This is a genomic window from Streptomyces sp. NPDC005574 (assembly GCF_040605435.1).
GTDB lineage: Bacteria > Actinomycetota > Actinomycetes > Streptomycetales > Streptomycetaceae > Streptomyces.
Map to the genome: position 1 here is coordinate 1 of NZ_JBEXCW010000116.1, position 21,670 is coordinate 21,670.

At 73.1% G+C, this 21,670-nt stretch carries 20 protein-coding genes and 2 pseudogenes; 11 read left to right on the forward strand and 11 right to left on the reverse strand.

Annotated elements, in window-relative coordinates:
- Positions 1-267: pseudogene (locus tag ABZT03_RS38025) on the reverse strand (cytochrome ubiquinol oxidase subunit I); the annotation flags it as partial.
- The gene (gene coxB / locus ABZT03_RS38030) at positions 264-1,223 is read right to left on the reverse strand and encodes a cytochrome c oxidase subunit II (RefSeq protein WP_356047926.1); all 960 of its coding nucleotides are present in this window, start codon (positions 1,221-1,223) and stop codon (positions 264-266) included. The gene coxB and the pseudogene ABZT03_RS38025, both read right to left, overlap by 4 nt.
- Positions 1,224-1,561: 338 nt before the next feature.
- Here coxB and ABZT03_RS38035 point away from each other — a divergent pair, with 338 nt between their 5' ends.
- Entirely contained in the window at positions 1,562-2,938 is a 1,377-nt protein-coding gene (locus tag ABZT03_RS38035) for an aminotransferase class V-fold PLP-dependent enzyme (RefSeq protein WP_356047928.1), read from the forward strand.
- Positions 2,939-2,952: 14 nt separating this feature from the next.
- Here the strand turns inward: ABZT03_RS38035 and ABZT03_RS38040 are convergent, their stop codons facing one another.
- Complete coding sequence (locus tag ABZT03_RS38040; RefSeq protein WP_356047929.1) at positions 2,953-3,927, reverse strand: carbohydrate kinase family protein; 975 nt, start codon at positions 3,925-3,927, stop codon at positions 2,953-2,955.
- A 149-nt stretch (positions 3,928-4,076) separates the two neighbouring features.
- On the opposite strand from ABZT03_RS38040, the gene ABZT03_RS38045 reads away from it, so the two are divergent.
- Together ABZT03_RS38045 and ABZT03_RS38050 are read left to right on the forward strand one after the other, a co-directional pair.
- Positions 4,077-4,286: a hypothetical protein gene (locus ABZT03_RS38045; protein ID WP_356047931.1), complete on the forward strand. Its 210-nt coding sequence runs from the start codon at positions 4,077-4,079 to the stop codon at positions 4,284-4,286.
- Between the two features lie 183 nt (positions 4,287-4,469).
- Entirely contained in the window at positions 4,470-6,500 is a 2,031-nt protein-coding gene (locus ABZT03_RS38050) for a hypothetical protein (protein ID WP_356047932.1), read from the forward strand.
- Between the two features lie 277 nt (positions 6,501-6,777).
- On the opposite strand, the gene erpA is transcribed toward ABZT03_RS38050, so the two are convergent.
- Positions 6,778-7,134: an iron-sulfur cluster insertion protein ErpA gene (gene erpA, locus ABZT03_RS38055; protein WP_030039301.1), complete on the reverse strand. Its 357-nt coding sequence runs from the start codon at positions 7,132-7,134 to the stop codon at positions 6,778-6,780.
- A gap of 290 nt (positions 7,135-7,424) precedes the next feature.
- Between erpA and nadA the strand changes: the two genes are divergently transcribed.
- The gene (gene nadA / locus ABZT03_RS38060) at positions 7,425-8,609 is read left to right on the forward strand and encodes a quinolinate synthase NadA (protein ID WP_356047934.1); all 1,185 of its coding nucleotides are present in this window, start codon (positions 7,425-7,427) and stop codon (positions 8,607-8,609) included.
- A 130-nt stretch (positions 8,610-8,739) separates the two neighbouring features.
- On the opposite strand, the gene ABZT03_RS38065 is transcribed toward nadA, so the two are convergent.
- The 4 genes from ABZT03_RS38065 to ABZT03_RS38080 form a co-directional block, all read right to left on the reverse strand.
- Complete coding sequence (locus ABZT03_RS38065) at positions 8,740-9,420, reverse strand: response regulator transcription factor (protein WP_356047936.1); 681 nt, start codon at positions 9,418-9,420, stop codon at positions 8,740-8,742.
- On the reverse strand, positions 9,417-10,646 hold the full coding sequence (locus tag ABZT03_RS38070; RefSeq protein WP_356047938.1) for a sensor histidine kinase: 1,230 nt from the start codon (positions 10,644-10,646) through the stop codon (positions 9,417-9,419). Before ABZT03_RS38070 ends, ABZT03_RS38065 begins: the two co-directional genes overlap by 4 nt.
- A 143-nt stretch (positions 10,647-10,789) precedes the next feature.
- A complete protein-coding gene (locus ABZT03_RS38075) occupies positions 10,790-11,068 on the reverse strand; it encodes a hypothetical protein (protein ID WP_356047940.1) in 279 nt (92 codons plus the stop codon).
- Positions 11,069-11,108: 40 nt separating this feature from the next.
- Complete coding sequence (locus ABZT03_RS38080) at positions 11,109-11,906, reverse strand: PspA/IM30 family protein (protein ID WP_356047942.1); 798 nt, start codon at positions 11,904-11,906, stop codon at positions 11,109-11,111.
- 243 nt (positions 11,907-12,149) lie between these two features.
- Here ABZT03_RS38080 and ABZT03_RS38085 point away from each other — a divergent pair, with 243 nt between their 5' ends.
- Positions 12,150-12,821, forward strand: a complete 672-nt coding sequence (locus ABZT03_RS38085; protein ID WP_356047944.1) for a DUF3043 domain-containing protein — start codon at positions 12,150-12,152, stop codon at positions 12,819-12,821.
- 83 nt (positions 12,822-12,904) lie between these two features.
- A complete protein-coding gene (locus ABZT03_RS38090) occupies positions 12,905-13,606 on the forward strand; it encodes a methyltransferase domain-containing protein (RefSeq protein ID WP_356047946.1) in 702 nt (233 codons plus the stop codon).
- Between the two features lie 61 nt (positions 13,607-13,667).
- Here the strand turns inward: ABZT03_RS38090 and ABZT03_RS38095 are convergent, their stop codons facing one another.
- Positions 13,668-13,883 (reverse strand): hypothetical protein, encoded by a 216-nt coding sequence (locus tag ABZT03_RS38095; RefSeq protein WP_356047948.1) that lies wholly within the window; start codon positions 13,881-13,883, stop codon positions 13,668-13,670.
- A 112-nt stretch (positions 13,884-13,995) separates the two neighbouring features.
- Here ABZT03_RS38095 and ABZT03_RS38100 point away from each other — a divergent pair, with 112 nt between their 5' ends.
- Positions 13,996-15,207, forward strand: coding sequence for a bifunctional adenosylcobinamide kinase/adenosylcobinamide-phosphate guanylyltransferase (locus ABZT03_RS38100; RefSeq protein ID WP_356047950.1), 1,212 nt, complete (start codon positions 13,996-13,998; stop codon positions 15,205-15,207).
- On the opposite strand, the gene ABZT03_RS38105 is transcribed toward ABZT03_RS38100, so the two are convergent.
- A complete protein-coding gene (locus ABZT03_RS38105) occupies positions 15,196-16,107 on the reverse strand; it encodes a class I SAM-dependent methyltransferase (RefSeq protein ID WP_356047952.1) in 912 nt (303 codons plus the stop codon). The two genes, ABZT03_RS38100 and ABZT03_RS38105, sit on opposite strands and share 12 nt — an antisense overlap.
- A gap of 157 nt (positions 16,108-16,264) precedes the next feature.
- Between ABZT03_RS38105 and cobT the strand changes: the two are divergent.
- From cobT to ABZT03_RS38120, 3 genes and pseudogenes are all read left to right on the forward strand, one after another.
- A pseudogene (gene cobT, locus ABZT03_RS38110) lies at positions 16,265-17,323 on the forward strand (nicotinate-nucleotide--dimethylbenzimidazole phosphoribosyltransferase); the annotation flags it as partial.
- 565 nt (positions 17,324-17,888) lie between these two features.
- Positions 17,889-19,655 (forward strand): phosphatidylglycerol lysyltransferase domain-containing protein, encoded by a 1,767-nt coding sequence (locus ABZT03_RS38115; protein WP_356047954.1) that lies wholly within the window; start codon positions 17,889-17,891, stop codon positions 19,653-19,655.
- Positions 19,652-20,347, forward strand: coding sequence for a hypothetical protein (locus ABZT03_RS38120; protein ID WP_356047956.1), 696 nt, complete (start codon positions 19,652-19,654; stop codon positions 20,345-20,347). The genes ABZT03_RS38115 and ABZT03_RS38120 overlap by 4 nt, the downstream gene beginning before the upstream one ends.
- Here the strand turns inward: ABZT03_RS38120 and ABZT03_RS38125 are convergent.
- Entirely contained in the window at positions 20,290-21,051 is a 762-nt protein-coding gene (locus ABZT03_RS38125) for a hypothetical protein (protein ID WP_356047958.1), read from the reverse strand. The genes ABZT03_RS38120 and ABZT03_RS38125 overlap by 58 nt on opposite strands.
- Positions 21,052-21,133: 82 nt before the next feature.
- On the opposite strand from ABZT03_RS38125, the gene ABZT03_RS38130 reads away from it, so the two are divergent.
- On the forward strand, positions 21,134-21,670 hold a 537-nt coding region (locus tag ABZT03_RS38130), incomplete at its 3' end, for an adenosylcobinamide-GDP ribazoletransferase (RefSeq protein WP_356047960.1).

Consider the following 21,670-nt stretch of genomic DNA (forward strand, 5'->3'; position numbering starts at 1 on the left):
CATCGTGAACGCCTGGTTGAACTGCTCGTTCGACATGATCTGCAGACCCGGCCGGGCCAGCTCGGCGCGCATGAACAGCGCCATCACGCCACCGATGCAGAAGAACGCGAACGACGTGACCAGGTACAGCGTGCCGATCGTCTTGTGGTCAGTGGTCGTCAGCCACTTGATGACGATTTCGCCACGCCTCTGGCGCCGGACCGGCAGCTCGTCCGCGTAGTGGGACCCTGCTGCCGCGGCACCCTGGGGTTCGTTGAGGATACTCACAGGACGTTCGACTCCCGGTCCTTCTCGTGGCCCGTCTGCGCGATGCCGGCGGGAATGTAACCGGTCTGCCCCTTCTTGGCGAGGTCTTCGAGGTGCTGCTGGTAGCGCTCCGGGGAGACGACCTTCACGTTGAACAGCATCCGCGAGTGGTCGACGCCGCAGAGCTCGGCGCACTTGCCACGGAAGGTCCCCTCCTTGTTGGGCGTCACCTGGAAGGAGTTGGTGTGGCCCGGGATGACGTCCTGCTTCATCAGGAACGGCAGCACCCAGAAGGAGTGGATGACGTCGCGCGAGGTGAGGATGAAGCGGACCGTCTCGCCCTTGGGGAGCCAGAGGGTCGGGCCGGGGTTGCCGGTCTGCGGGTTCCGCGTGCCGGGCGTACCGACGTCGTAGACACCGCCGGCGTTCGCCGGGAACGCGTCCGCGAACCGGTTCGGGATCGCGGCCAGGTTCTTGTCGGTCTTCGCGTCACCGGTGGAACCCGCGACGGGCTCGACGTAGTTGAAGCCCCAGCTCCACTGGAAGCCGACGACGTTGATGGTGACGTCGGGCTTCTTGTCGAGGCTGAGGAGCTTCGACTCGTCACGAGCCGTGAAGTAGAACAGCACCGAGACGATGATCAGCGGGACCACCGTGTACAGCGCCTCGATCGGCATGTTGTACCGGGTCTGTGGGGGAACTTCGACCTTGGTGCGGCTGCGCCGGTGGAACATGGCGCTCCACAGGATCAGGCCCCACACCAGCACGCCCACGGCGAGCGCGGCCGCCCACGAGCCCTGCCACAGGGAGAGGATCCGCGGAGCCTCTTCCGTGGTCGGGGTGGGCATGCCAAGGCGGGGGAAGTCCTTGTATGTGCAACCGGTCGCGGTCGCCAGGACCAGGCCCGCGGTCAGTGCCTGCAGCAGCTTCCGCCGCATCGGGCGCCGCGGCGAGCGGTCGGAGCCGTTGGGACTCACGTAGCGCCTTCCCGAGAGTCTCGCCCGCGCTGTACGGCTGCGGCCTTCTCGCTGGTCGGTCGCCGCCCTGCGTCGGGCAGGGGTTTGGATGTTTATGCGGACCAAACCCTACTGGACGCGTTTTGGGGTCGCGCGGGGAGGGGGGGCAACGCGCCGCACATGGCTCACCGGGTCACGCCGACGGGCCGGGTTGGGCGGCCATGGGCCGATTCTGACGGTGAGTCCGGGGTGGACGGCGGGCCGGGAGACCCGGATCCAGGGCGGTCGCGGCGACGTGACGGCTGGTCGCGCCGTTCCCCGCGCTTCGGCGCGGGGGCCCTGAGTCCTACCGTTGCGGTGTGTCCTACTTCGACGCGGCCTCGGCCGCCCCCCTCCATCCCGTGGCCCGCCAGGCCCTGCTGGCCTCCCTCGACGAGGGCTGGGCCGACCCGGCGCGGCTGTACCGCGAGGGCCGACGGGCCCGGTTGCTGCTGGACGCGGCGCGGGAGGCGGCGGCCGAGGCGGTGGGGTGCCGGCCGGACGAACTGGTCTTCACCTCCTCCGGCACGCGCGCGGTGCACTCCGGGATCGCCGGTGCGCTGGCGGGCCGGCGCCGCGTCGGGCGTCACCTGATCGTGTCAGCGGTCGAACACTCCTCGGTCCTCCATTCGGCGGAGGTGTTCGAGGCGGACGGCGGAACGGTGACGGAGGTACCGGTCGCTCGTTCGGGCGCGGTGGCCGTCGAGTCGTACGAGAGCGCGCTGCGCGCCGACACCGCGCTGGCCTGTCTCCAGTCGGCCAACCACGAGGTGGGCACCGAGCAGCCGGTGGCCGCCGTCGCCGAGGCGTGCCGGAGGGCGGGCGTGCCGCTGCTGGTGGACGCGGCCCAGTCGCTGGGCTGGGCGCCGGTGGCGGGCGACTGGTCGCTGCTGACGGCGAGCGCCCACAAGTGGGGCGGCCCCTCGGGTGTCGGCCTGCTCGCCGTGCGCAAGGGGGTGCGGTTCGCGCCCCAGGGGCCGGTGGACGAGCGGGAGTCGGGGCGGGCGGCCGGGTTCGAGAACATCCCGGCCGTGGTGGCCGCGGCGGCCTCGCTGCGGGCGGTGCGCGCCGAGGCGGCCCTGGAGGCGGCCCGGCTGCGGGAACTGACGGAGCGGATCCGGGCGCGGGTGGCGCGGACGGTGCCGGACGTGGAGGTGGTCGGCGACCCGGAGCGGCGGCTGCCCGGGATCGTCACCTTCTCCTGTCTCTACGTCGACGGCGAGACCCTGCTGCACGAGCTGGACCGGGCCGGGTTCTCCGTCTCCTCGGGTTCGTCCTGCACGAGCAGCACGCTGACGCCCAGCCATGTGCTGAAGGCGATGGGCGTGCTGAGCGAGGGGAACGTCCGCGTGTCGCTGCCGCCCGGGACCCCGGCAGAGGAGGTCGACCGGTTCCTGGACGTGCTGCCGGGGGCGGTCGCCGCGGTGCGCGAGCAACTGGGGGCGGTGGCCCCCGAGACGGCGGTGCGGGACGACGTCCTGGTCGTCGACGCCCTCGGCCGGCGCTGCCCGGTCCCGGTGATCGAACTGGCGAAGGTCATCGGGGACGTGCCGGTGGGCGGCCTGGTCCGTGTCCTGTCCGACGACGGGGCGGCCCGGCTGGACATCCCGGCCTGGTGCCAGATGCGGGGACAGGAGTACGTCGGCGAGGAGCCGGCGGACCAGGGCTCGGCCTACGTGGTCCGCCGGCTCTCCTGAGCCGGTGGGGCGGGTCAGCCGAGGTGCGTCCGGACCTCGGCGGCGGCGTCGTGGCCGTAGGCCTTGGTGAAACGGTCCATGAAGTTGGCGCGGCGCAGGGTGTACTCCTGGGTGCCGACCGTCTCGATGACCAGCGTGGCGAGCATGCAGCCGACCTGCGCGGCGCGCTCCAGGGGGACGCCCCAGGCGAGGCCGGAGAGGAAACCGGCCCGGAAGGCGTCGCCGACGCCGGTGGGGTCGGCCTTGCGCTCCTCCTCCGCGCAGCCCACCTCGATCGGGTCCGCGCCGACGGCCTCGATGCGCACCCCGCGCGAGCCCAGAGTGGTCACGCGGTGGCCGACCTTGGTGAGGATCTCGGCGTCGCTCCAGCCCGTCTTCGACTCGATGAGGCCCTTCTCGTACTCGTTCGAGAAGAGGTACGTCGCTCCGTCCAGCAGTATCCGGATCTCGTCGCCGTTCATCCGGGCGATCTGCTGGGAGAAGTCGGCGGCGAACGGGATGGAGCGGGAGCGGCACTCCTCGGTGTGGCGGAGCATCGCCTCCGGGTCGTCCGCGCCGATCAGGACCAGGTCGAGTCCCTCCACCCGGTCGGCCACGGTCTTGAGCTCGATCTGCCGGGCCTCACTCATGGCGCCCGTGTAGAAGGAGCCGATCTGGTTGTGGTCGGCGTCGGTGGTGCACACGAAGCGGGCGGTGTGCAGCGTCTCCGAGATGCGCACCGACTCGGTGTCGACGCCGTGCCGGTCGAGCCAGGCGCGGTACTCGTCGAAGTCGAAGCCTGCGGCGCCGACGAGGACGGGCCGGGTGCCGAGCTGGCCCATGCCGAACGCGATGTTCGCGCCGACACCGCCCCGGCGGACGTCCAGGTTGTCGACCAGGAAGGAGAGCGAGACCGTGTGCAGCTGATCCGCGACGAACTGGTCGGCGAATCGGCCGGGGAAGGTCATGAGGTGGTCGGTGGCGATGGAGCCGGTGACTGCGATGCGCACGGCGTGGACTCTCCTGCGGGGAGACGACTTGACAGTTCACGCTACCGGGTCGGGCAGGGCTCTGCGAGGCTGCGTGCCACCGGGAAGCATGCAAAACTACCCGATAGTAGATCTTTCTCCGCGGACTTCGACGTGCTTACGGTGCCGCCATGACGAACCTCAAGGTCCATGCCCCCGTCCCGGCCGACCCGGACGGCGACCTCGCGTCGCTGCGGGTCGACTGCGCCCGGATGGCCCCTCACTGGGCCGCTCCCGACCGGATCACCGCCCTGCCCGTGTCCCCGTCGCTCATCCACGGCGTGACCGTGCCGCCGGCGTCGGCCCGGCTGCTGGACGCGATGTCGGACTACGGGGACTGACCGGGGGGAGCCGCCCGGCGCTCTTTTCCAAACCGCGCGCTCTTCGGGGAACCGTGCGCTCCCCCGCTGCGTCCCATCGCCGTCCCCCGGAAAGGGGATGCGGGATACGACCCACCGGCACGCCCGAACGGGCGGGGCCGGGTCGGGACCACAGGGACTGTGCGCAGCCGAAGGAGCGATGCGGTGAACACCGAGCGACCCGACAACGACGACGCCGCGGGGGCCTCCGGGACGGGTGGGGCGTCCGAGGGGGCCGAGGCTTCCGAGGCCGTCGAGAGCGTCGACAGCTCCGTCGGGGCGTCCGAGGGGGCCGAGGCTTCCGAGGCCGTCGAGAGCGTCGACAGCTCCGTCGGGGCGACCGAGGGGGCCGAGGCCTCTGAAGGGGGCGAGGCGAAGGCCACCCCGAAGCCGGCCTCGGACCACGCGGACGCCGTGGACGACTCGGAGGGCGCCGACGGTTCGGAGGGGTCCGGCTCGGGCGCGTCGGACACTCCCGCCGCAGCGGCCGTAGCCGCTGAAGGTGGTGCCGAAGCTTCTGCAACGGGCGACGCCGCCGAGGCCGAGGAGGCTTCCGGGACCGCCGAGGCCGAGGAGGCTTCCGGGACCGCCGAGGCCGAGGCACCGCATCCGGATGCGGCCGTCGTGACCGCGACCACCGCCCCCGCCCCCGTGTCCGGCAACGCGGACGCGGACGCCGGCCACCCGCCCCACGCCCCCGACCTCGACCCCGCCTCCGCCGAGCCGGCCCGGCGGCGCTCCCCGCTCGTCGTCGCCTCCGTCGCGGCCGCCGTGCTGCTGGTGGGCGGGGGCGGGGCGTACTTCGCGGCCACCGCCTCCGGAGGTTCCGGGGGTGCGGACGCCCGTCCGGGCTCCGCCGCCCCGGGCTCCGACGGCACTCCCCCGCCACTTCTGTTGGAGGACTCCGCCGGGCAGGAGGGCGGTACCAACGGCATCGCGCCCGGCGAGCCGAACCCCTACGGCGTCACCTACCGCGCCGCCGGCACCCTCCCGGACGGCCCCTCCTCGGCGCCGGTGTACCGGGCGAAGGGCGAGGTCACCCGCGACGAGGTGGCCCGCCTCGCGAAGGCCCTCGGCGTGGACGGAACCCCGGTGGTCCGCGGCCAGGACTGGCAGGTCGGGCCGGTGACGGACGGCGCGGGCCCCAGCCTGCGGGTGGGCCGGCAGGCGCCGGGCGCCTGGACGTTCCACCGGTACCTGCCGGGCACCGACTCCTGCAAGAGCGCGATGGTGTGCGCCGACGACCCCGCGAACCCGGCCGGGGACACGGTGGGCGAGGAGGCCGCGAAGAAGGCGGCCGCCCCGGTCCTCAAGGCGGTCGGCCAGGACGACGCCAAGGTCGACGCGAGTCGGGTCATGGGAGCCCAGCGGGTGGTGAACGCCGATCCGGTGATCGGCGGGCTGCCCACCTACGGCTGGACGACCGGGCTCACCGTCAGCGCCGACGGCCAGGTGATCGGCGGCAGCGGCCGGCTGGAGGCGCCGGTGAAGAGCGACACGTATCCGGTGCTGGGCGCGGACGAGACGCTGGACCGGATGAACACCGAGCCGGTGGCCGACCACCGGATGGGCATCGGCGGCTGCGCCAGTCCCGTGCCCCTCGGGGAGCGGCTGGAGGCGCCCTGCGGCTCCTCGACGTCGACGTCCGCCCCGAAGTCGCCGGCCGCGCCGACGGCCACGCCGGCTCGGAACACGATCACGGTGGACACCGCCGTGTTCGGGCTCGCGGCGCACGTGGTGGACGGGCGGGCGGCGCTGGTGCCGTCCTGGCTGTTCGGGGTGCGGGCCTCGGGGGCGCAGGACGCCTTCACGGTGACGCATCCGGCGGTCGACCCGGCGTATCTGACGACCACGGACCCGGCCGCGCCGAGCGACGGGGCGACCTCGACGGCGGCCCCGCGTCCGGTCGCGGTGGACGGCTACACGGCCGAGGGCAAGGAGCTGACCGTGGCGTTCACGGGCGGTGTCTGCGCCGACTACAAGGTGTCGGCGGGCGAGTCCGCCGTCCGGGTGACGGTCGAGGTGACCGCGACGCCCTGGCCCGACAAGGTCTGCATCATGATCGCGAAGCAGTACCACAAGACCGTGCGGCTGGACGCGCCGCTGGGTGACCGCAAGGTCGTCGACGCGGACGGCGCGGGAGTCCCGCTGGAGAAGGCCGGAGCGCGGCTGCCGGCGACGACCGAGGCACGCTAGTGTCGTGACCGGAAAGGTTCACCGGCTCGCGACGCCCGGCACGGCACTTCGCCGCGTTGTCGCATCACCCGAGTACATCCAGTACGCGGGCGATGCTCCGCCTTGCGACGCACCGCGCCGGACGCCGCGAGCTTCCGGCAAACCCTTCCGGTCACGGCACCAGCGCCGATCCCGGACGCGCCGGGAAGCGCGAAGGCGGCGGCCCCGTCGAAGGGGGCCGCCGCCTTTCGCGCGGTCGGGCCGGTGCCGTCCGGGCGGACGACGGGCCGGGCAGCTCCTAGCTGAAGGAGTCGCCGCAGGCGCAGGAGCCGGTCGCGTTGGGGTTGTCGATCGTGAAGCCCTGCTTCTCGATGGTGTCCACGAAGTCGATCGACGCGCCGCCCAGGTACGGGGCGCTCATGCGGTCGGTGACGACCTTGACGCCGTCGAAGTCCTTGACCACGTCGCCGTCGAGGGAACGCTCGTCGAAGAAGAGCTGGTAGCGCAGGCCGGAGCAGCCACCGGGCTGGACTGCGACACGCAGCGCCAGGTCCTCACGGCCTTCCTGGTCGAGCAGGGCCTTGACCTTCGCCGCGGCGGCGTCGGACAGAATGATGCCGTCGGTGACGGTGCTGGTCTCGTCCGATACGGACATCTACATCTCTCCAAGGTTGTACGGAGACTGCTTGCCGACGGTTGCAACCGGCGGAGCGGCGGATTCATTCCGGGCAGAGCGCTTCTTTCTCGTCTCTCTCTTCATGCTCGCACACGCGCGGCGAAGCGAACAGCGACCGCCGGACGGCACCGGGTACCCCGGGCCACCGCCTCCACCGGGTTCCGGCACCGGGATTGATGTCACATCGACGCTATGGCCGTCGTCAAAGTGACGTGAACCGGATATGATAGATAGCGTCAGTTAGACGAAAAGTAGAAAGGGTGCGTGACGTGACCACCGCCCAGACGCAGGAGCTCGACGTACAGCCGACGCCCCTCGCCCTGTTGCTGCTCGGCCGTGAGGCCGACCCGAGGAGCGAGCGGGGCGTCGAGTGTCCCGGCGACCTGCCCTCGCCGTCCGACCCGGATCTGGTCGAGCGCGCCCGTGCCGCCAAGGAGAAGCTCGGCAGCAGGGTCTTCGTGCTCGGCCACCACTACCAGCGCGACGAGGTCATCCAGTTCGCCGACGTCACGGGCGACTCCTTCAAGCTGGCCCGTGACGCGGCCGCGCGCCCGGAGGCCGAGTACATCGTCTTCTGTGGTGTCCACTTCATGGCGGAGTCCGCGGACATCCTGACGTCCGACGACCAGAAGGTGGTCCTGCCCGACCTCGCGGCCGGCTGCTCGATGGCCGACATGGCGACGGCCGAGCAGGTCGCCGAGTGCTGGGACGTGCTGACCGAGGCCGGCATAGCCGAGCAGGTCGTGCCCGTCTCGTACATGAACTCCTCGGCCGACATCAAGGCGTTCACCGGCAAGCACGGCGGCACCATCTGCACCTCCTCCAACGCCGAACGCGCCCTGGAGTGGGCGTTCGAGCAGGGCGAGAAGGTGCTGTTCCTGCCCGACCAGCACCTGGGCCGCAACACCGCCGTGCGGGACATGGGGCTGTCGCTGGAGGACTGCGTCCTCTACAACCCGCACAAGCCGAACGGCGGGCTGACGGTGGAGGAGCTGCGGGCCGCGAAGATGATCCTGTGGCGGGGTCACTGCTCGGTGCACGGCCGCTTCAGCGTGGAGTCGGTGAACGACGTGCGCACCCGCATACCCGGCGTGAACGTACTGGTGCATCCGGAGTGCCGGCACGAGGTCGTGGCGGCGGCGGACTACGTCGGCTCCACCGAGTACATCATCAAGGCCCTGGAGGCCGCTCCGGCCGGCTCGAAGTGGGCCATCGGCACGGAGCTGAATCTCGTACGGCGGCTGGCGAACCGTTTCGCGAGCGAGGACAAGGAGATCGTGTTCCTCGACCGTACGGTGTGCTTCTGCTCCACGATGAACCGCATCGACCTCCCCCACCTGGTGTGGACCCTGGAGTCGCTGGCCGAGGGCAACCTGGTCAACCGCATCGAGGTGGACCGGGAGACGGAGACGTTCGCGAAGCTCGCGCTGGAACGGATGCTGGCGCTGCCGTAAACCGGCTGCTCTTCGCTGGGCGGACGGGGCCGGGCACCTCAGGTGCCCGGCCCCGTCGTCCGACCCCTTGTGCGCGCGCCTCCACGAGCTCCCGCTCCACCGGGGGCGGGCGCGCGGCACGCACGGCCGCTCAGTCCACCCGTGGACGGACCAGGCCAGACTCGTAGGCGATCACCACGAGCTGGGCCCTGTCGCGGGCGCCCAGCTTGGCCATGGCCCGGTTGACGTGCGTCTTCACGGTGAGTGGGCTGACCTCCAGCCGCTCGGCGATCTCGTCGTTGGAGTGCCCGCCGGCCACCTGGACCAGCACCTCGCGTTCGCGCACGGTGAGCGTGCCGAGCTTCTCGGCGCGGGCCGGGTCGCGGTCCTCGTCCCCGTCGCCCTGGGCGAGGAAGCGGGCGATCAGGCCCTTGGTGGCCGCCGGGGACAGCAGGGCCTCCCCGCCGGCCGCGACCCGGATCGCGCTGAGCAGTTCCTCGGGTTCGGAGCCCTTGCCGAGGAACCCGGAGGCGCCCGCGCGCAGCGACCGCACCACGTAGTCGTCGACCTCGAACGTCGTCAGGATGACCACGCGGACGTCGGTGAGGGACGGGTCGGCGCTGATCATGCGGGTCGCGGCGAGCCCGTCCGTGCCGGGCATCCTAATGTCCATCAGCACCACGTCGGGCCGCTGCTCCCCGGCCAGCCGCACCGCCTCGGCGCCGTCGGACGCCTCGCCCACGACCTCCATGTCGGGCTCGGAGTCGACGAGCACCCGGAAGGCACTGCGCAGCAGCGCCTGGTCGTCGGCGAGCAGGACACGGATCGTCATACGGGCTCCCCCGGCTTTCGCGTGGCGGCGGTGCGGACCTTGACCGGCAGGATCGCATGCACCCTAAACCCGCCCCCGTAGCGGGGACCCGTGGTGAGGGTGCCGCGCAGGGCGGTCACCCGCTCCCGCATGCCGAGCAGTCCGTGGCCGCCGCCGGTGTCGGGGTCCTCGTCCTCGCCGGAGCCGTTGTCGAGCACGGTGATCTCGACGTTCGGTCCGACGCGCACGACGCTGACCTCGGCCTTCACCGCACTCCCGGCGTGCTTCTGCACGTTGGTGAGGGCCTCCTGCACGATCCGGTAGGCGGCCAGGCCGACGGCGGCGGGCAGCGTGGTGCCGTGGTCGGCGCGGGCGACCTCGACGTGCAGGCCCGCGCTGCGGAAGGTGCCGACCAGTTCGTCGAGCCGGTCGAGGCCCGGCGCCGGTTCGGTGGGCGCCTCCGGGTCGCCGGACTGCCGGAGCAGGCCGACCGTCGCACGCAGCTCGTTGAGCGCGGAACGACTCGCCTCCCGAACGTGCGCGAGGGCCTCCTTGGCCTGGTCGGGCCGCTTGTCCATGACGTGGGCGGCCACCCCTGCCTGGACGTTGACCAGGGCGATGTGGTGGGCGACGACGTCGTGCAGGTCGCGGGCGATGCGCAGGCGTTCCTCGGCGACCCGGCGGCGGGCCTCCTCCTCGCGGGTCCGTTCGGCGCGTTCGGCGCGCTCGCGGATGGCGTGCACGAAGGCGCGGCGGCTGCGGACGGCGTCGCCCGCGGCGGCGGCCATGCCGGTCCAGGCGAAGATGCCGAGGTTTTCCTGCGCGTACCAGGGCAGGGGGCCGCCGAGCATCGCGGCGCCGGTCAGGACGGTCATGGTGAGCAGGCCGACGCGCCAGGTGGTGGGGCGGTCGGTGGAGGCGGCGACGGTGTAGAGGGCGATCACCGCGGACATGGCCACGGGGGCGCGGGGGTCACCGGTGACGCACTCGACGAGGGAGACCGTGCCGGTCAGGGCGAGCACGGTCATGGGGGCCCGGCGGCGGAACACCAGGGCGGCGGCGCCGAGGGTCATCAGGACCAGGCTGAGCGGGTCGGGGGTGCGCACGCCCCAGCTGACGCCGTTCTCGCCGTGCGGGTCCACGAACGAACCGGCCACCATGCAGCCGAGCACGCCGGCCGCGAGGACGGCGTCCAGGGCCAGCGGATGCGCTGTCAGCCGGCGCCGGGCGCGATCGAGGGTGCTCACGTCCGGCAACGGTACGGAAGCCAGGGCCGGGGCGGAACGGGACGGACCTGTGGGAGGAGTCTCCCCGGCCCGTCACTTCGCGTCGGACCGGGCGCCGGCGGACACCGGCGGATCGGCCGGATCCGGAAGGCGGGTGGGCGGGGTCAGCCGGGAATGAGCCCGTCGTCGCTCAGCAGGTCCCGGACCTCCTCCAGCGTCGCGTCGGGCGACGGGAGGATCAGCCCGGACGGCTCCAGGGAGTCGTCGGGCAGGGGGACGCCCAGTTCGCGGACCCTGGACAGCAGGGCTCCGAGGGTGCGGCGGAAGCCGGGGCCGTCGCCCTTCTCCATCTCGGCCAGGAGCTCGTCGTCCAGTCTGTCCAGCTCGGTGAGGTGGCTGTCGGCCAGCCTCACCTGTCCTTCACCCATGATCCGAACGATCATGTCGCCCTCCTCGGCGTGGACCCCGGCCGCCGTCCGGTGACTACTGCTTGTCGAAGCGCGGGGTGTCCTGCGGCTGCTGCTGGGACTGCGGCTGTCCGGCGCCGCCCTCGATGGCCTGCTGGCCCGCGGAGGGACCGCCGGCCAGCTCGGCCTTCATGCGCTGCAGTTCCAGCTCCACATCAGTACCACCGGAGAGCCGGTCCAGCTCGCTCTGGATGTCGTCCTTGGCCAGCCCGGACTGGTCGTCGAGCGCTCCGGAGGCGAGCAGTTCGTCGATCGCGCCGGCCCGCGCCTGGAGCTGCGCGGTCTTGTCCTCGGCGCGCTGGATCGCCATGCCGACGTCGCCCATCTCCTCGGAGATGCCGGAGAACGCCTCGCCGATCCGGGTCTGCGCCTGGGCCGCGGTGTACGTGGCCTTGATCGTCTCCTTCTTGGTGCGGAAGGCGTCGACCTTGGCCTGGAGCCGCTGGGCCGCGAGGGTGAGCTTCTCCTCCTCGCCCTGGAGCGTGGCGTGCTGCGTCTGCAGGTCGGTCACCTGCTGCTGGAGGGCGGCACGGCGGGACAGCGCCTCGCGGGCCAGGTCCTCGCGGCCGAGGGCGAGCGCCTTGCGGCCCTGGTCCTCCAGCTTGGTGGACTGCGACTGCAACTGGTTGAGCTGGAGTTCCAGCCGCTTGCGGCTGGTCGCCACGTCGGCGACACCGCGGCGCACCTTCTGGAGCAGCTCCAGCTGCTTCTGGTACGAGTAGTCGAGGGTTTCGCGCGGGTCCTCGGCCCGGTCAAGGGCCTTGTTCGCCTTCGCGCGGAAGATCATCCCCATACGCTTCATGACACCGCTCATGGGCTTCGCGCGCCCCCTTCTGACGGACTCCGGCTTCAGCACCTGCGACAGAACCCACAGTACGGGCCCTGCATCCATTACCGCACTGTTCGGGGACGGATGTGGTCCTCCCCAAGGACGACTGCGCGCGATCCCGCTCCGGCGTAGGGAGTAGGTGTCTCCCGGGGAAACCCGGGGGGTCTCTCAGGGACACCCAGGACACCGGCGGGCGGAAGCGCGTGCAACGTCCCCTCTGTCCCCTTCATGACGACTGGTGTTGCCGGATCGTTCCCCAGCGGGCTGGGGTCCATGCCCTCGCACCCCGTACCCTTGGGTTTTGTGTTCCGTAGCCGCGCCAAGGAAGAGAAGGGCCCCGCCGCCAAGGCGGCGGTGACCGACTCCACTCAGTCCCGTCATCCGCAGGCCCCGAAGGGCCGCCCCACGCCCAAGCGCAGTGAGGCCCAGTCCCAGCGTCGCAGCGTCGCCACGACGCCGACGACGCGCAAGGACGCCGCCAAGCGCCAGCGCGACGAGCGCCGTGCGCAGATGGACAGGCAGCGCCAGGCGCTGGCCGGCGGCGACGAGCGGTACCTGCCGGCCCGCGACAAGGGCCCGGTCCGCAAGTTCGCGCGTGACTTCATCGACTCGCGTTTCAGCGTGGCCGAGTTCTTCCTGCCGATGGCCGTGGTCATCCTCGTGCTGAGCATGGTGCGGGTGGGGGCGCTGCAGAGCATCGCGTTGCTGCTGTGGCTCGTCGTGATCGTGCTGATCGTGCTCGACTCGATCGCCACCGGCTTCCGCCTGAAGAAGAAGCTGGCGGAGCGCTTCGGGGACCAGAACAAGAAGGGCGCCGTCGCCTACGCCCTGATGCGCTCGCTCCAGATGCGTCGCCTCCGGCTGCCGAAGCCGCAGGTCAAGCGCGGAGAGCGGCCCTGAGCGCGACGTCGTTCTCCGGGGGTGCGGCGGACGCCTGGCTGAGCGGGCTGGGCGGTCTGCGCAATGTCGTACGGCAGGAGCTGGTGGCCCGGCAGCTCGACGAGCAGATAGTCGGCCGGTACCCGGTGGGGCGGCGGCTGCGGGTGCTCGACGTGGGGATGGGCCAGGGCACGCAGTCCCTGCGGCTGGCCCGGGCCGGGCACCAGGTCACCGGTCTCGAGCAGGACGCGCGGATGGTCGCGGCGGCCCGTGAGGCGCTGGCCGGGGAGCCCGAGGGCATCCGGGAGCGGATGCGGATCGTGGAGGGCGACGGCCGGGACACCGGCGTGCACTTCCTGCCCGGCAGTTTCGACGTCGTGCTGTGCCACGGCGTACTGATGTACGTCGAGGGTCCGGACGCCCTGCTGGCGGGGCTGGGCCGGATGCTCGCCCCGGGCGGGCTGCTCTCGCTGCTGGTGCGCAACGGCGACGCGCTGGCCATGCGGCCGGGGCTGTCCGGTGACTGGGCGGGCGCGCTGGACGCCTTCGACTCGGTGTCGTACCGCAACCGGCTCGGGCTGGACGTCCGCGCGGACCGGCTGGACACGCTGACCGGGACGCTCGCGGGGATCGGGGCGCCGTTGCAGGCGTGGTACGGCGTGCGGGTCTTCACGGACACGGCCGCCGACTCGGCCGGGATCCCGGCCGATCTGGAGAGTCTGCTGGCCGCCGAGGAACGCGCGGGGCGGACCGATCCCTACCGCAGGGTCGCGGCGCTGCTGCACCTGTGCGGCGTCCGCGGCTGACCCGCCCCGAACACGCCGGTGGACGGAGGGCGGCGGCCCTGTGGGACCGCCGCCCCGCTCGTTACGCGTCCTCGGCCGCGCGCAGGCTCATCGGCCCGTAGATCTCCGCGGAGTCCTCGAACAGCCGCACCTGGTCCGCGCCGCCTTCGAGCAGGTCCTTCCAGTGCTCCCCGATCCAGGACTCGGCGTCCCCCTGCGTGGTGAACTCCTCGGGCACGACCGAGGGCTGGACCTCCGCCCCGTCGGCCTTCTCGAACCGCCACGTCCATGCCGCCATGTACGCCTCCAACGTATGAGCACATGCAGAGCGGAAGCCGGATCTTGGTCCGGCTCCCGCTCAGAGCCTAGCCGGACGCGCAAGACCTGCTGGGACAAGCCAAAATCAGGGCGTGGAACTCACTCTGCTCGGCACCGGCGCCCCCGCGGGACTTCCCCGACCCGACTGCCCCTGCGCGGCCTGCGCGACCGCGCTCGGCGCGTACGCGCGGGCGGCGACCGCGCTGCTCGTGGACGGCACGCTGCTGCTCGACCTGACGCCCGGCGCGGCGCTCGCCGCCGCGCGGGCGGGACAGTCGCTGACCGGCGTACGGCAGGTGCTGCTGACGCATCCGCACAACGGACCGGCGGTCGAGGTGCCGGCCGGGCTGCCGCAGCCCGGCCGGGTGCCCGACGGGCGGGAGTTGGCGCTGCTGACGGGTCATCGGGTGCGGGCGGTGGCGATGGACGCGCCGGGCACCGGCTACGCGGTGACCGGCCCCGACGGCCGGCGGCTGCTGTACCTGCCGCCCGGTGGCGCGCCGGCCGGCCTCGACGGCCGGCCGGCCGAGGCGTACGACCTGGTCCTCGCGGACGTGGTGGGGCGGCCGGACGCGCTGGCGAGGCTGCGCGCGGTGGGCGCGGTCGGGCCGGCCACGGACGTCGTCGCCGTGCACCTCGACCACGACGTGCCGCCGGGGCCCGAGCTGCGGCGGCGGCTGGCGGCGGCGGGCGCGCGGGCGGTGCCCGACGGGACCACTCTGACGGTGGGCGTCTATCCCGACGTGGCGGACGTGCCGGACGTGCCGCGGCGGACACTGGTGCTGGGCGGGGCCCGGTCGGGAAAGTCGCTGGAGGCCGAACGCCGGCTGGAGGCCTTCCCCGACGTGCTGTACGTGGCGACGGGCGGCACCCGCGGCGGGGACACCGAGTGGGCCTCACGGGTCGCGGTCCACCGGGAGCGGCGACCGGGTTCCTGGCGTACGTCCGAAACCTGCGACCTGGTACCGCTGTTGGCCGAGGACGGGCCGCCGCTGCTGGTCGACTGTCTGTCGCTGTGGCTGACGGACGCGATGGACTCCGCCGGGGCGTGGGACGACGCGCAGTGGGCGGACGGCGGCGAGCGTGCGCTGCGGGAGCGGGTGCGGGAGCTGACGGAGGCGGTGCGGGCCACCCGGCGCACCCTGGTCGCCGTGTCGAACGAGGTCGGCTCGGGGATCGTGCCGGCCACCGCGTCCGGCCGCCGCTACCGGGACGAACTGGGCCGCCTGAACGCCGCGTTCGCCAGCGAGTGCGAGCACGTCCTGCTGGTGGTGGCGGGCCAGGCGGTCACGCTACGAGGGTGAGTCGGGGGCGGCCGGCGAGGCCGGCGGGTCCGCCGGGACCCGGACGGGCACCGCCCGGGTCGTCCGGGTCGCCTTGCGGACGACGAGCCGGTGCACCTGGGCCAGGCGGGCACGCCGGCCCGGGGTGACGACCGTGCAGCCCTGGGCCTCCAGCACGGCCCGCAGGTTGGCCGGGGGGATCAGGTGGACGGCGCGGGGCTGGGTGCGGGCCAGCCACCAGGGGCGCAGCACGGTGGCCGGCACGCTGTGCGGGTCGAGGAGTTCGAGCAGCAGATGGCCGCCGGGCCGCAGGACCGCGAGGGCGGCGCGGAGTTCCTCGCGCGGGTCGGGGGCGCGCTGCAGGTGCTGGAACATGCTGACCACGTCGTAGCGGCCGCGCAGCCGGGCCACGAGGTGCGGGTCCGTCAGCGGGCCCACGTACGCCTCCTCGAGCCGGCCGGCCGCGCGCGCCGCTTCCACGCGGGGCGTGGGGTCGAGGCCGTCGAAGGACGTGTACGGGAACAACTCCTTGGCCACCGCCGCGAAGTGGGCCCGGCCCGCGCCGACGTCGAGCCAGCCCTCCGGCTCCGGGAACGACAGCATCGCGCGGGCGGCCGAGCGGTGACGGCGGACCGCGGACCATCCCTCACCGGCGTCCCCGAGGCGGGCGGCGAGGCTCCCCACGGTGAGCCGGGGGTTCTGGAACAGGTGACCGCAGTCCCGGCACTCGTCGACGGGGAGGGCGCCCGGACCGCGCAGCCGTTTCGACGCGCACCAGGGGCAGTCCGCGCGGCGCGGCTCGTACACCGGGGGCAGGCGGGGGCCGCACTCGGCGGCCGGCTCCGGCGGGGCGGTCGGTGCGGGGGGCGCCGGATCCCCGGAGGACGCCGGTGGGGCGGACGGTGCGGAGGGTGCGGACATGGGCGGCTCCCGGGTGCGCGGGCCGTACGGCAGGTCGTACGACAATCCAGTGCAAATGGGAACGTAAGGGATCATGATCCCGGGTGCAACGACGTGCGGGAGACGTGGTGGCCATGTGGCGCCGATCCGTTCGATCGGGGCCGGTACTGTTCGGCGAATGAGCCCGCTTAATCTCGACGACTTCACCGATCTGATCGAGCGCCCCGACGGTGGGGTGCGCCGCGACGCCGAGGCGCGTCGGGAGCGTCAGGTCGTGCCTCCCGGGGCGCTGGGCCGCCTGGACGAGCTCGGTGAGTGGCTCGCGGCGGCGCAGTCGTCCGTGCCGGTGCGGCCGATCGAACGGCCCCGGGTGGTGCTCTTCGCGGGGGACCACGGGATCGCCGAACTCGGCGTCTCCGCACGGCCGGCGGGCACCGCGGGACGGCTGGTGCGCGAGGTGCTGGAGGGCGCCCGTCCGGTGTCCGTGCTCGCCCGGCGCCTCGGGGTGCCGGTGCGGGTCGTCGACATGGCCCTGGACTGCGACCCCGCCACCCTGCCCGCCGAGGTCGCGGGGCACCGGGTGCGGCGCGGCAGCGGACGGATCGACCTGGAGGACGCGCTGACCGCCGAGGAGGCGGAGGCCGCCTTCCGGGCCGGCGCCGCGGTCGCCGACGAGGAGGCCGACTCCGGTACGGATCTGGTGGTGCTCGGCGATGTGAGCGTGGGCGGGACGACCGCGGCGGGTGTGCTGGTCGCCGCGCTGTGCGGGACCGACGCGTCCGTGGTGACCGGGCGGGGCGGGCTGGCGATCGACGACCTGGCGTGGATGCGCAAGTGCGCGGCGATCCGGGACGCGTTGCGGCGGGCCCGGCCCGTGCTCGGCGACCAGCTCCAGCTGCTGGCGACGGTGGGCGGCGCCGACCTGACGGCGATCACGGGCTTCCTGCTGCAGAGCGCGGTACGGAAGCTTCCGGTCATCCTGGACGGGGTCGTGGTGGCCGCCTGCGCGCTGGTGGCCCAGCGGATCGCGTTCCGGGCGCCGGACTGGTGGCTGGCCGGCCAGAACAGCGGGGAGCCGGGCCAGGCCAAGGCACTCGACCGGATGGCGCTCGAACCGCTGCTGGACCACGGGGTGACGGTCGGGGAGGGCGCGGGCGCCCTGCTGGCGCTGCCCCTGGTCCAGGCCGCGGCGGCCCTCGCGGCGGAGCTGCCGGAGCTGCCGGAGCAGACGGAGCAGACGGAGCAGGGGACGACCGCCGACGGCGAGCCGGCGGAGACCGGCTCCGGCGAACCGCGGTCCACCGAGGAGGAGACCGGGGCACCCCGGGAGGCGCGGTCGGCCGAACAGGAGGTCGGGGCTTCCTCGCAGCCGCAGCCCGTCGACCAGGCTTCCCCGGAACCGCAGCCCACCGGCCACGAGGCCGAGACGTACCCGGAGCTGCGGTCCACCGGTCACGAGGCCGACGCTTCCCCGGAGCCGGTGAGCGCCGCCGACCGGCCGGCCGACGAGTCCGTGGGGTCCGCGCCTGCCGAGCGGCCCGGGACGTCCGAGGAGCCCGGCGCTCCTGCCCAGGCCGGCACGTCCGGGCAGGTCCGGGAGGCCGGCCGCGCCGGGGAGTCCGGCGTGCGGGCCGAGCCGGACGCCTTCGCCGAGCTCAGGGAGTTCGCGCGGGCCGCCGAGGCCGGCGAGACGGGGGATTCCGGAACGCCGGCGGAGCCGAAGGAGTAATCACCGGGGCGGAGCCGTGCCCGGCCGCCCAATGCGGACGTTCGCCGCGACGGCGCCCATATGATCACCCTTCATGGGAGATGTCCACGTTGCGCCCGTTCGGGACCACCGGCCCACCGCTGCCTCGCGGCGGGCCGCCGCCTTCGCCGTCTGGTACCTGCGGGCGGTCGCGTTCGTCAACTTCCTCAGTGCGGTATGGGTCTCCCTGGGGCAGGACGTGCGGCGCCACAACCAGGAGAACCTGTTCACGCCGTACCTGCTGACGGCCGGCTTCGCCTCCGGGGTGTTCACGGCGTTCCTCGCCATCACCATGCGGCGGCGCAAACGGGCCGCGTGGATCCTGAACCTCGCGCTCGGCGGCCCGTTCCTCGCGCTGTTCGGCTTCGCCATGGCCTTCCCGGAGATGCGGCGGTACGCGCAGAACTGGATCTCCCTCGCCCTCACCGCCGCCTTCGTCGCCGCCCTCCTCCTGGGCCGGCGGGAGTTCTACGCCAAGGGCGACCGGTCCAACCCGAAACTCGCCGCGGCCGTCGCGGTGGGCGGCCTCCTGGTGTCCTCGCTGCTCGCCGCGCTGCTGGTGACGGCCACCAACCAGGCCGACGACGCCCACCGTTCGACGTTCGCGGAGCGTTGGCGCTACGGCACGCTGGGGCTGGTCTCGGTCGCCGCCGACGATTCCCACTACCCCGGCATCTCCACGCCGAACTGGGTCAGCGTCGCCGTCAACGTCCTCAGTACGGTCCTCGTCCTCGCCGTCCTCTACGCCGCGTTCCGCTCCCGGCGCGCCGTCGACCCGCTCACCGAGGACGACGAGAAACGGCTGCGGGCCCTGCTGGAGCGCCACGGCGACCGCGACTCCCTCGGCTACTTCGCGCTGCGCCGGGAGAAGAGCGTCGTCTGGTCGCCGACCGGCAAGGCGGCCGTCGCCTACCGGGTCGTCGGCGGGGTGTCGCTGGCCTCCGGTGACCCGCTCGGCGACCCGGAGGCCTGGCCCGGCGCGATCGCGCCCTGGCTCGCCGAGGCGCGGGCGCACGGCTGGATCCCGGCCGTGATGGGGGCGGGCGAGGAGGCCGGGACGGTGTACGCCCGGCACGGCCTGGACGCCCTCGAACTCGGCGACGAGGCCCTGGTGGAGGTGGCCGATTTCACCCTGGAGGGGCGTGCCATGCGGACCGTGCGGCAGGCCTACAACCGGGTGAGGCGCGCCGGCTACACCGTGCGCATCCGCCGCCACGAGGACATCCCGGCCGACGAGCGGGCACAGCTGGTCCGGCGCGCGGACGACTGGCGCGACGGGGCCACCGAGCGCGGCTTCAGCATGGCGCTGGGACGCCTCGGGGACCCGGCGGACGGACAGTGCGTGATGCTCGAATGCACCGACGCCCAGGGCGAGTTGAAGGCACTGCTGTCCTTCGTGCCGTGGGGGCCGCATGGGCTGTCCCTCGACCTGATGCGGCGGGACCGCGACGCCGACAACGGACTCATGGAGTTCATGGTCATCGACCTCCTGCGCCGGGCCCGGGAGACCGGGATCACTCAGGTCTCGCTCAACTTCGCGATGTTCCGATCGGTCTTCGAACGTGGCGCGCGCCTCGGCGCCGGGCCGGTGCTGAGGCTGTGGCGGTCACTGCTCAGCTTCTTCTCACGCTGGTGGCAGATCGAGTCGCTGTACCGCGCCAACGCCAAGTACCGGCCCATCTGGGAGCCCCGGTTCCTGCTCTTCGAGAAGAGCGCGGACCTGCCGCGCATCGCCATCGCCTCGGCGCGCGCGGAGGGGTTCCTGGAGGCGCCGGGGCTGCCGAAGTGGCTGCACCGCAAGCACCTGGAGACCCGTGCATGAACGCCCTAGCCCGCCGGGCCCGCGCCGAGTGGGGACCGCTGTACGTCACCGTGCGCGGGCCACTGGTCGAGCGGGGGTGGCGGGCGGTCCCGATGACGCTCGGGGCGGTCTGCCTGACGGCGGCGGTGCAGGTGGTGCAGAACCAGTGCTGGGGCTTCGGACTCGTGCAGAACGCCGGGTCCGTACGGGCCGAGGAGCCGCTGTGGCTCGCCCTGTCGCGGACCCCCCTGTCGCTGTTCGTGCCCGCGCTGGACCTGCCGGTGTGGGGGGCGCTGGCGCAGATCCTGTTCGTGTTCGGGATCGCGGAGATCTGTCTCGGCTGGTGGCGGACGCTCACGGTCGCCTACCTCGCCACGCTCGCCGGGACGCTGTTCGCGCGGGTCGGCATCTGGCTGGGCCCCGACGGACTGCTCGGGCTGCCGGGCTCGGACGCGCGGGTGGTGGACACCGGCCCGTCGGCGGCGGTGGTCGGCCTCGCGGTGTTCCTCGGGCTGCGCCACGGGGCGTACCTGACGGCGGCCGGGGTGGTCGTGGCGATGATCGTCGAGGTGCTGCTGAAGGGGAACCTGGCCGGCAAGGAGCATCTGGCGGCGATCGCCGCGGTGCTGGCGCTGTCGGCGGTGTCGGGACTGCGTCACCGGCGCAGGGCGGGCACCACCGGCTCGTCGGGTCTGCCGCCGATCAGGTCCTGAAGCCGGCGGCGGGGGCCGGCCCAGCGGCGGTCGTGGCGGTAGACGCGCAGCATGGACCGGGCGCGGGCGCGCGGGCGGTTGCGGTAGAAGCGTCTGGCCCAGGGGGAGCCGGGGCGGGCCAGGCGGATCGCGCCGACCAGGGCGACGACCGGCACGATCACGCCGAAGATCGCGGTACGCCCCTTGCCCTTGCTCAGGGCGATCAGGGAGAAGGCAAAGTTGACGGCGATGCTGAGGACGGCGGCGCCCCGGTCGTGCAGTTCGCCGGCGGACAGGTCGTTGACGCCGAAGGGCAGGAAGCCGGCGAGCAGCAGCAGGACCAGGGCGGCCGTGACCACCACGACCTCGACGCTCTGCCGGCCGGCCTCGGTCCAGTAGACGTCGTCGAGGTGCAGGATCAGCGCGAACTCGTCGAGGACCAGGCCGGCGCCGATGCCGAAGACGACCGCGGCCAGGCCCGAGCCGAAGCCGAACCGGCCGCTGGCGACCGCGGCGAAGCCGCCGACGATGGTGAGGACGACGCCGGGGACCACGTGGTGGATGTGCACCCCGCCCGCGCTGACGTTGCCGAACGGCCCCTTGCCGGCCCGGATCATGCGGGTGATGACCCGGGTGATCACGAAGGTCAGGACGAAGGCGGTGAGGGCGAGGAGCAGGGGCAGCTTGCCCGGCTCGACGATGTTCCGCTGCAACCAATGTCCCATATGATCACTCTATCCTTGCCCTTCGCCGGCGCCATTCCCAGCCGCCCGGGGCCCCCTCGCGACCGCCGGGTAACCTGCGCCGGTGTCCAAGACCCCCTGGCCGGACGGCCTCCGCTTCGCCTTCGGCACCCTCACCGCGCTGCCGGTCCGGGTGACCCGCTGGGACCGGGAGGCCGCGCGCGGCGGCATGCTGTGCGCCCCGCTGGCCGGCCTGGCCGTCGGCGCGTGCGCGGCGGCCGTCGGCCTGCTGCTGCTGTTCCTGGGCGCGGGCGCCCCGCTCGCCGCCGTCGCCACCGCCGCCGTACCGGCCGCCCTCACCCGCGGCCTGCACCTGGACGGGCTCGCCGACACCGCGGACGGGCTCGGCAGCGGCAAGCCGGCCGAGGACGCCCTGCGGATCATGAAGCAGTCGGACATCGGGCCCTTCGGCGTCCTCACCCTCGTCCTCGTCCTGCTCGGCCAGGTCGCCGCCCTCGCCCAGCTCTACGACGGCTCGTGGGCCCGGGGCGCGTTCGCGGCCCTCGTCTCGGCGACCGCGGCCCGGCTGGCCCTGAACCGGATCAACCTCTACGGCGGCGGCTACGCGGCCTATCTGGAGGAGCGGGAGGTCGCCCGCCGG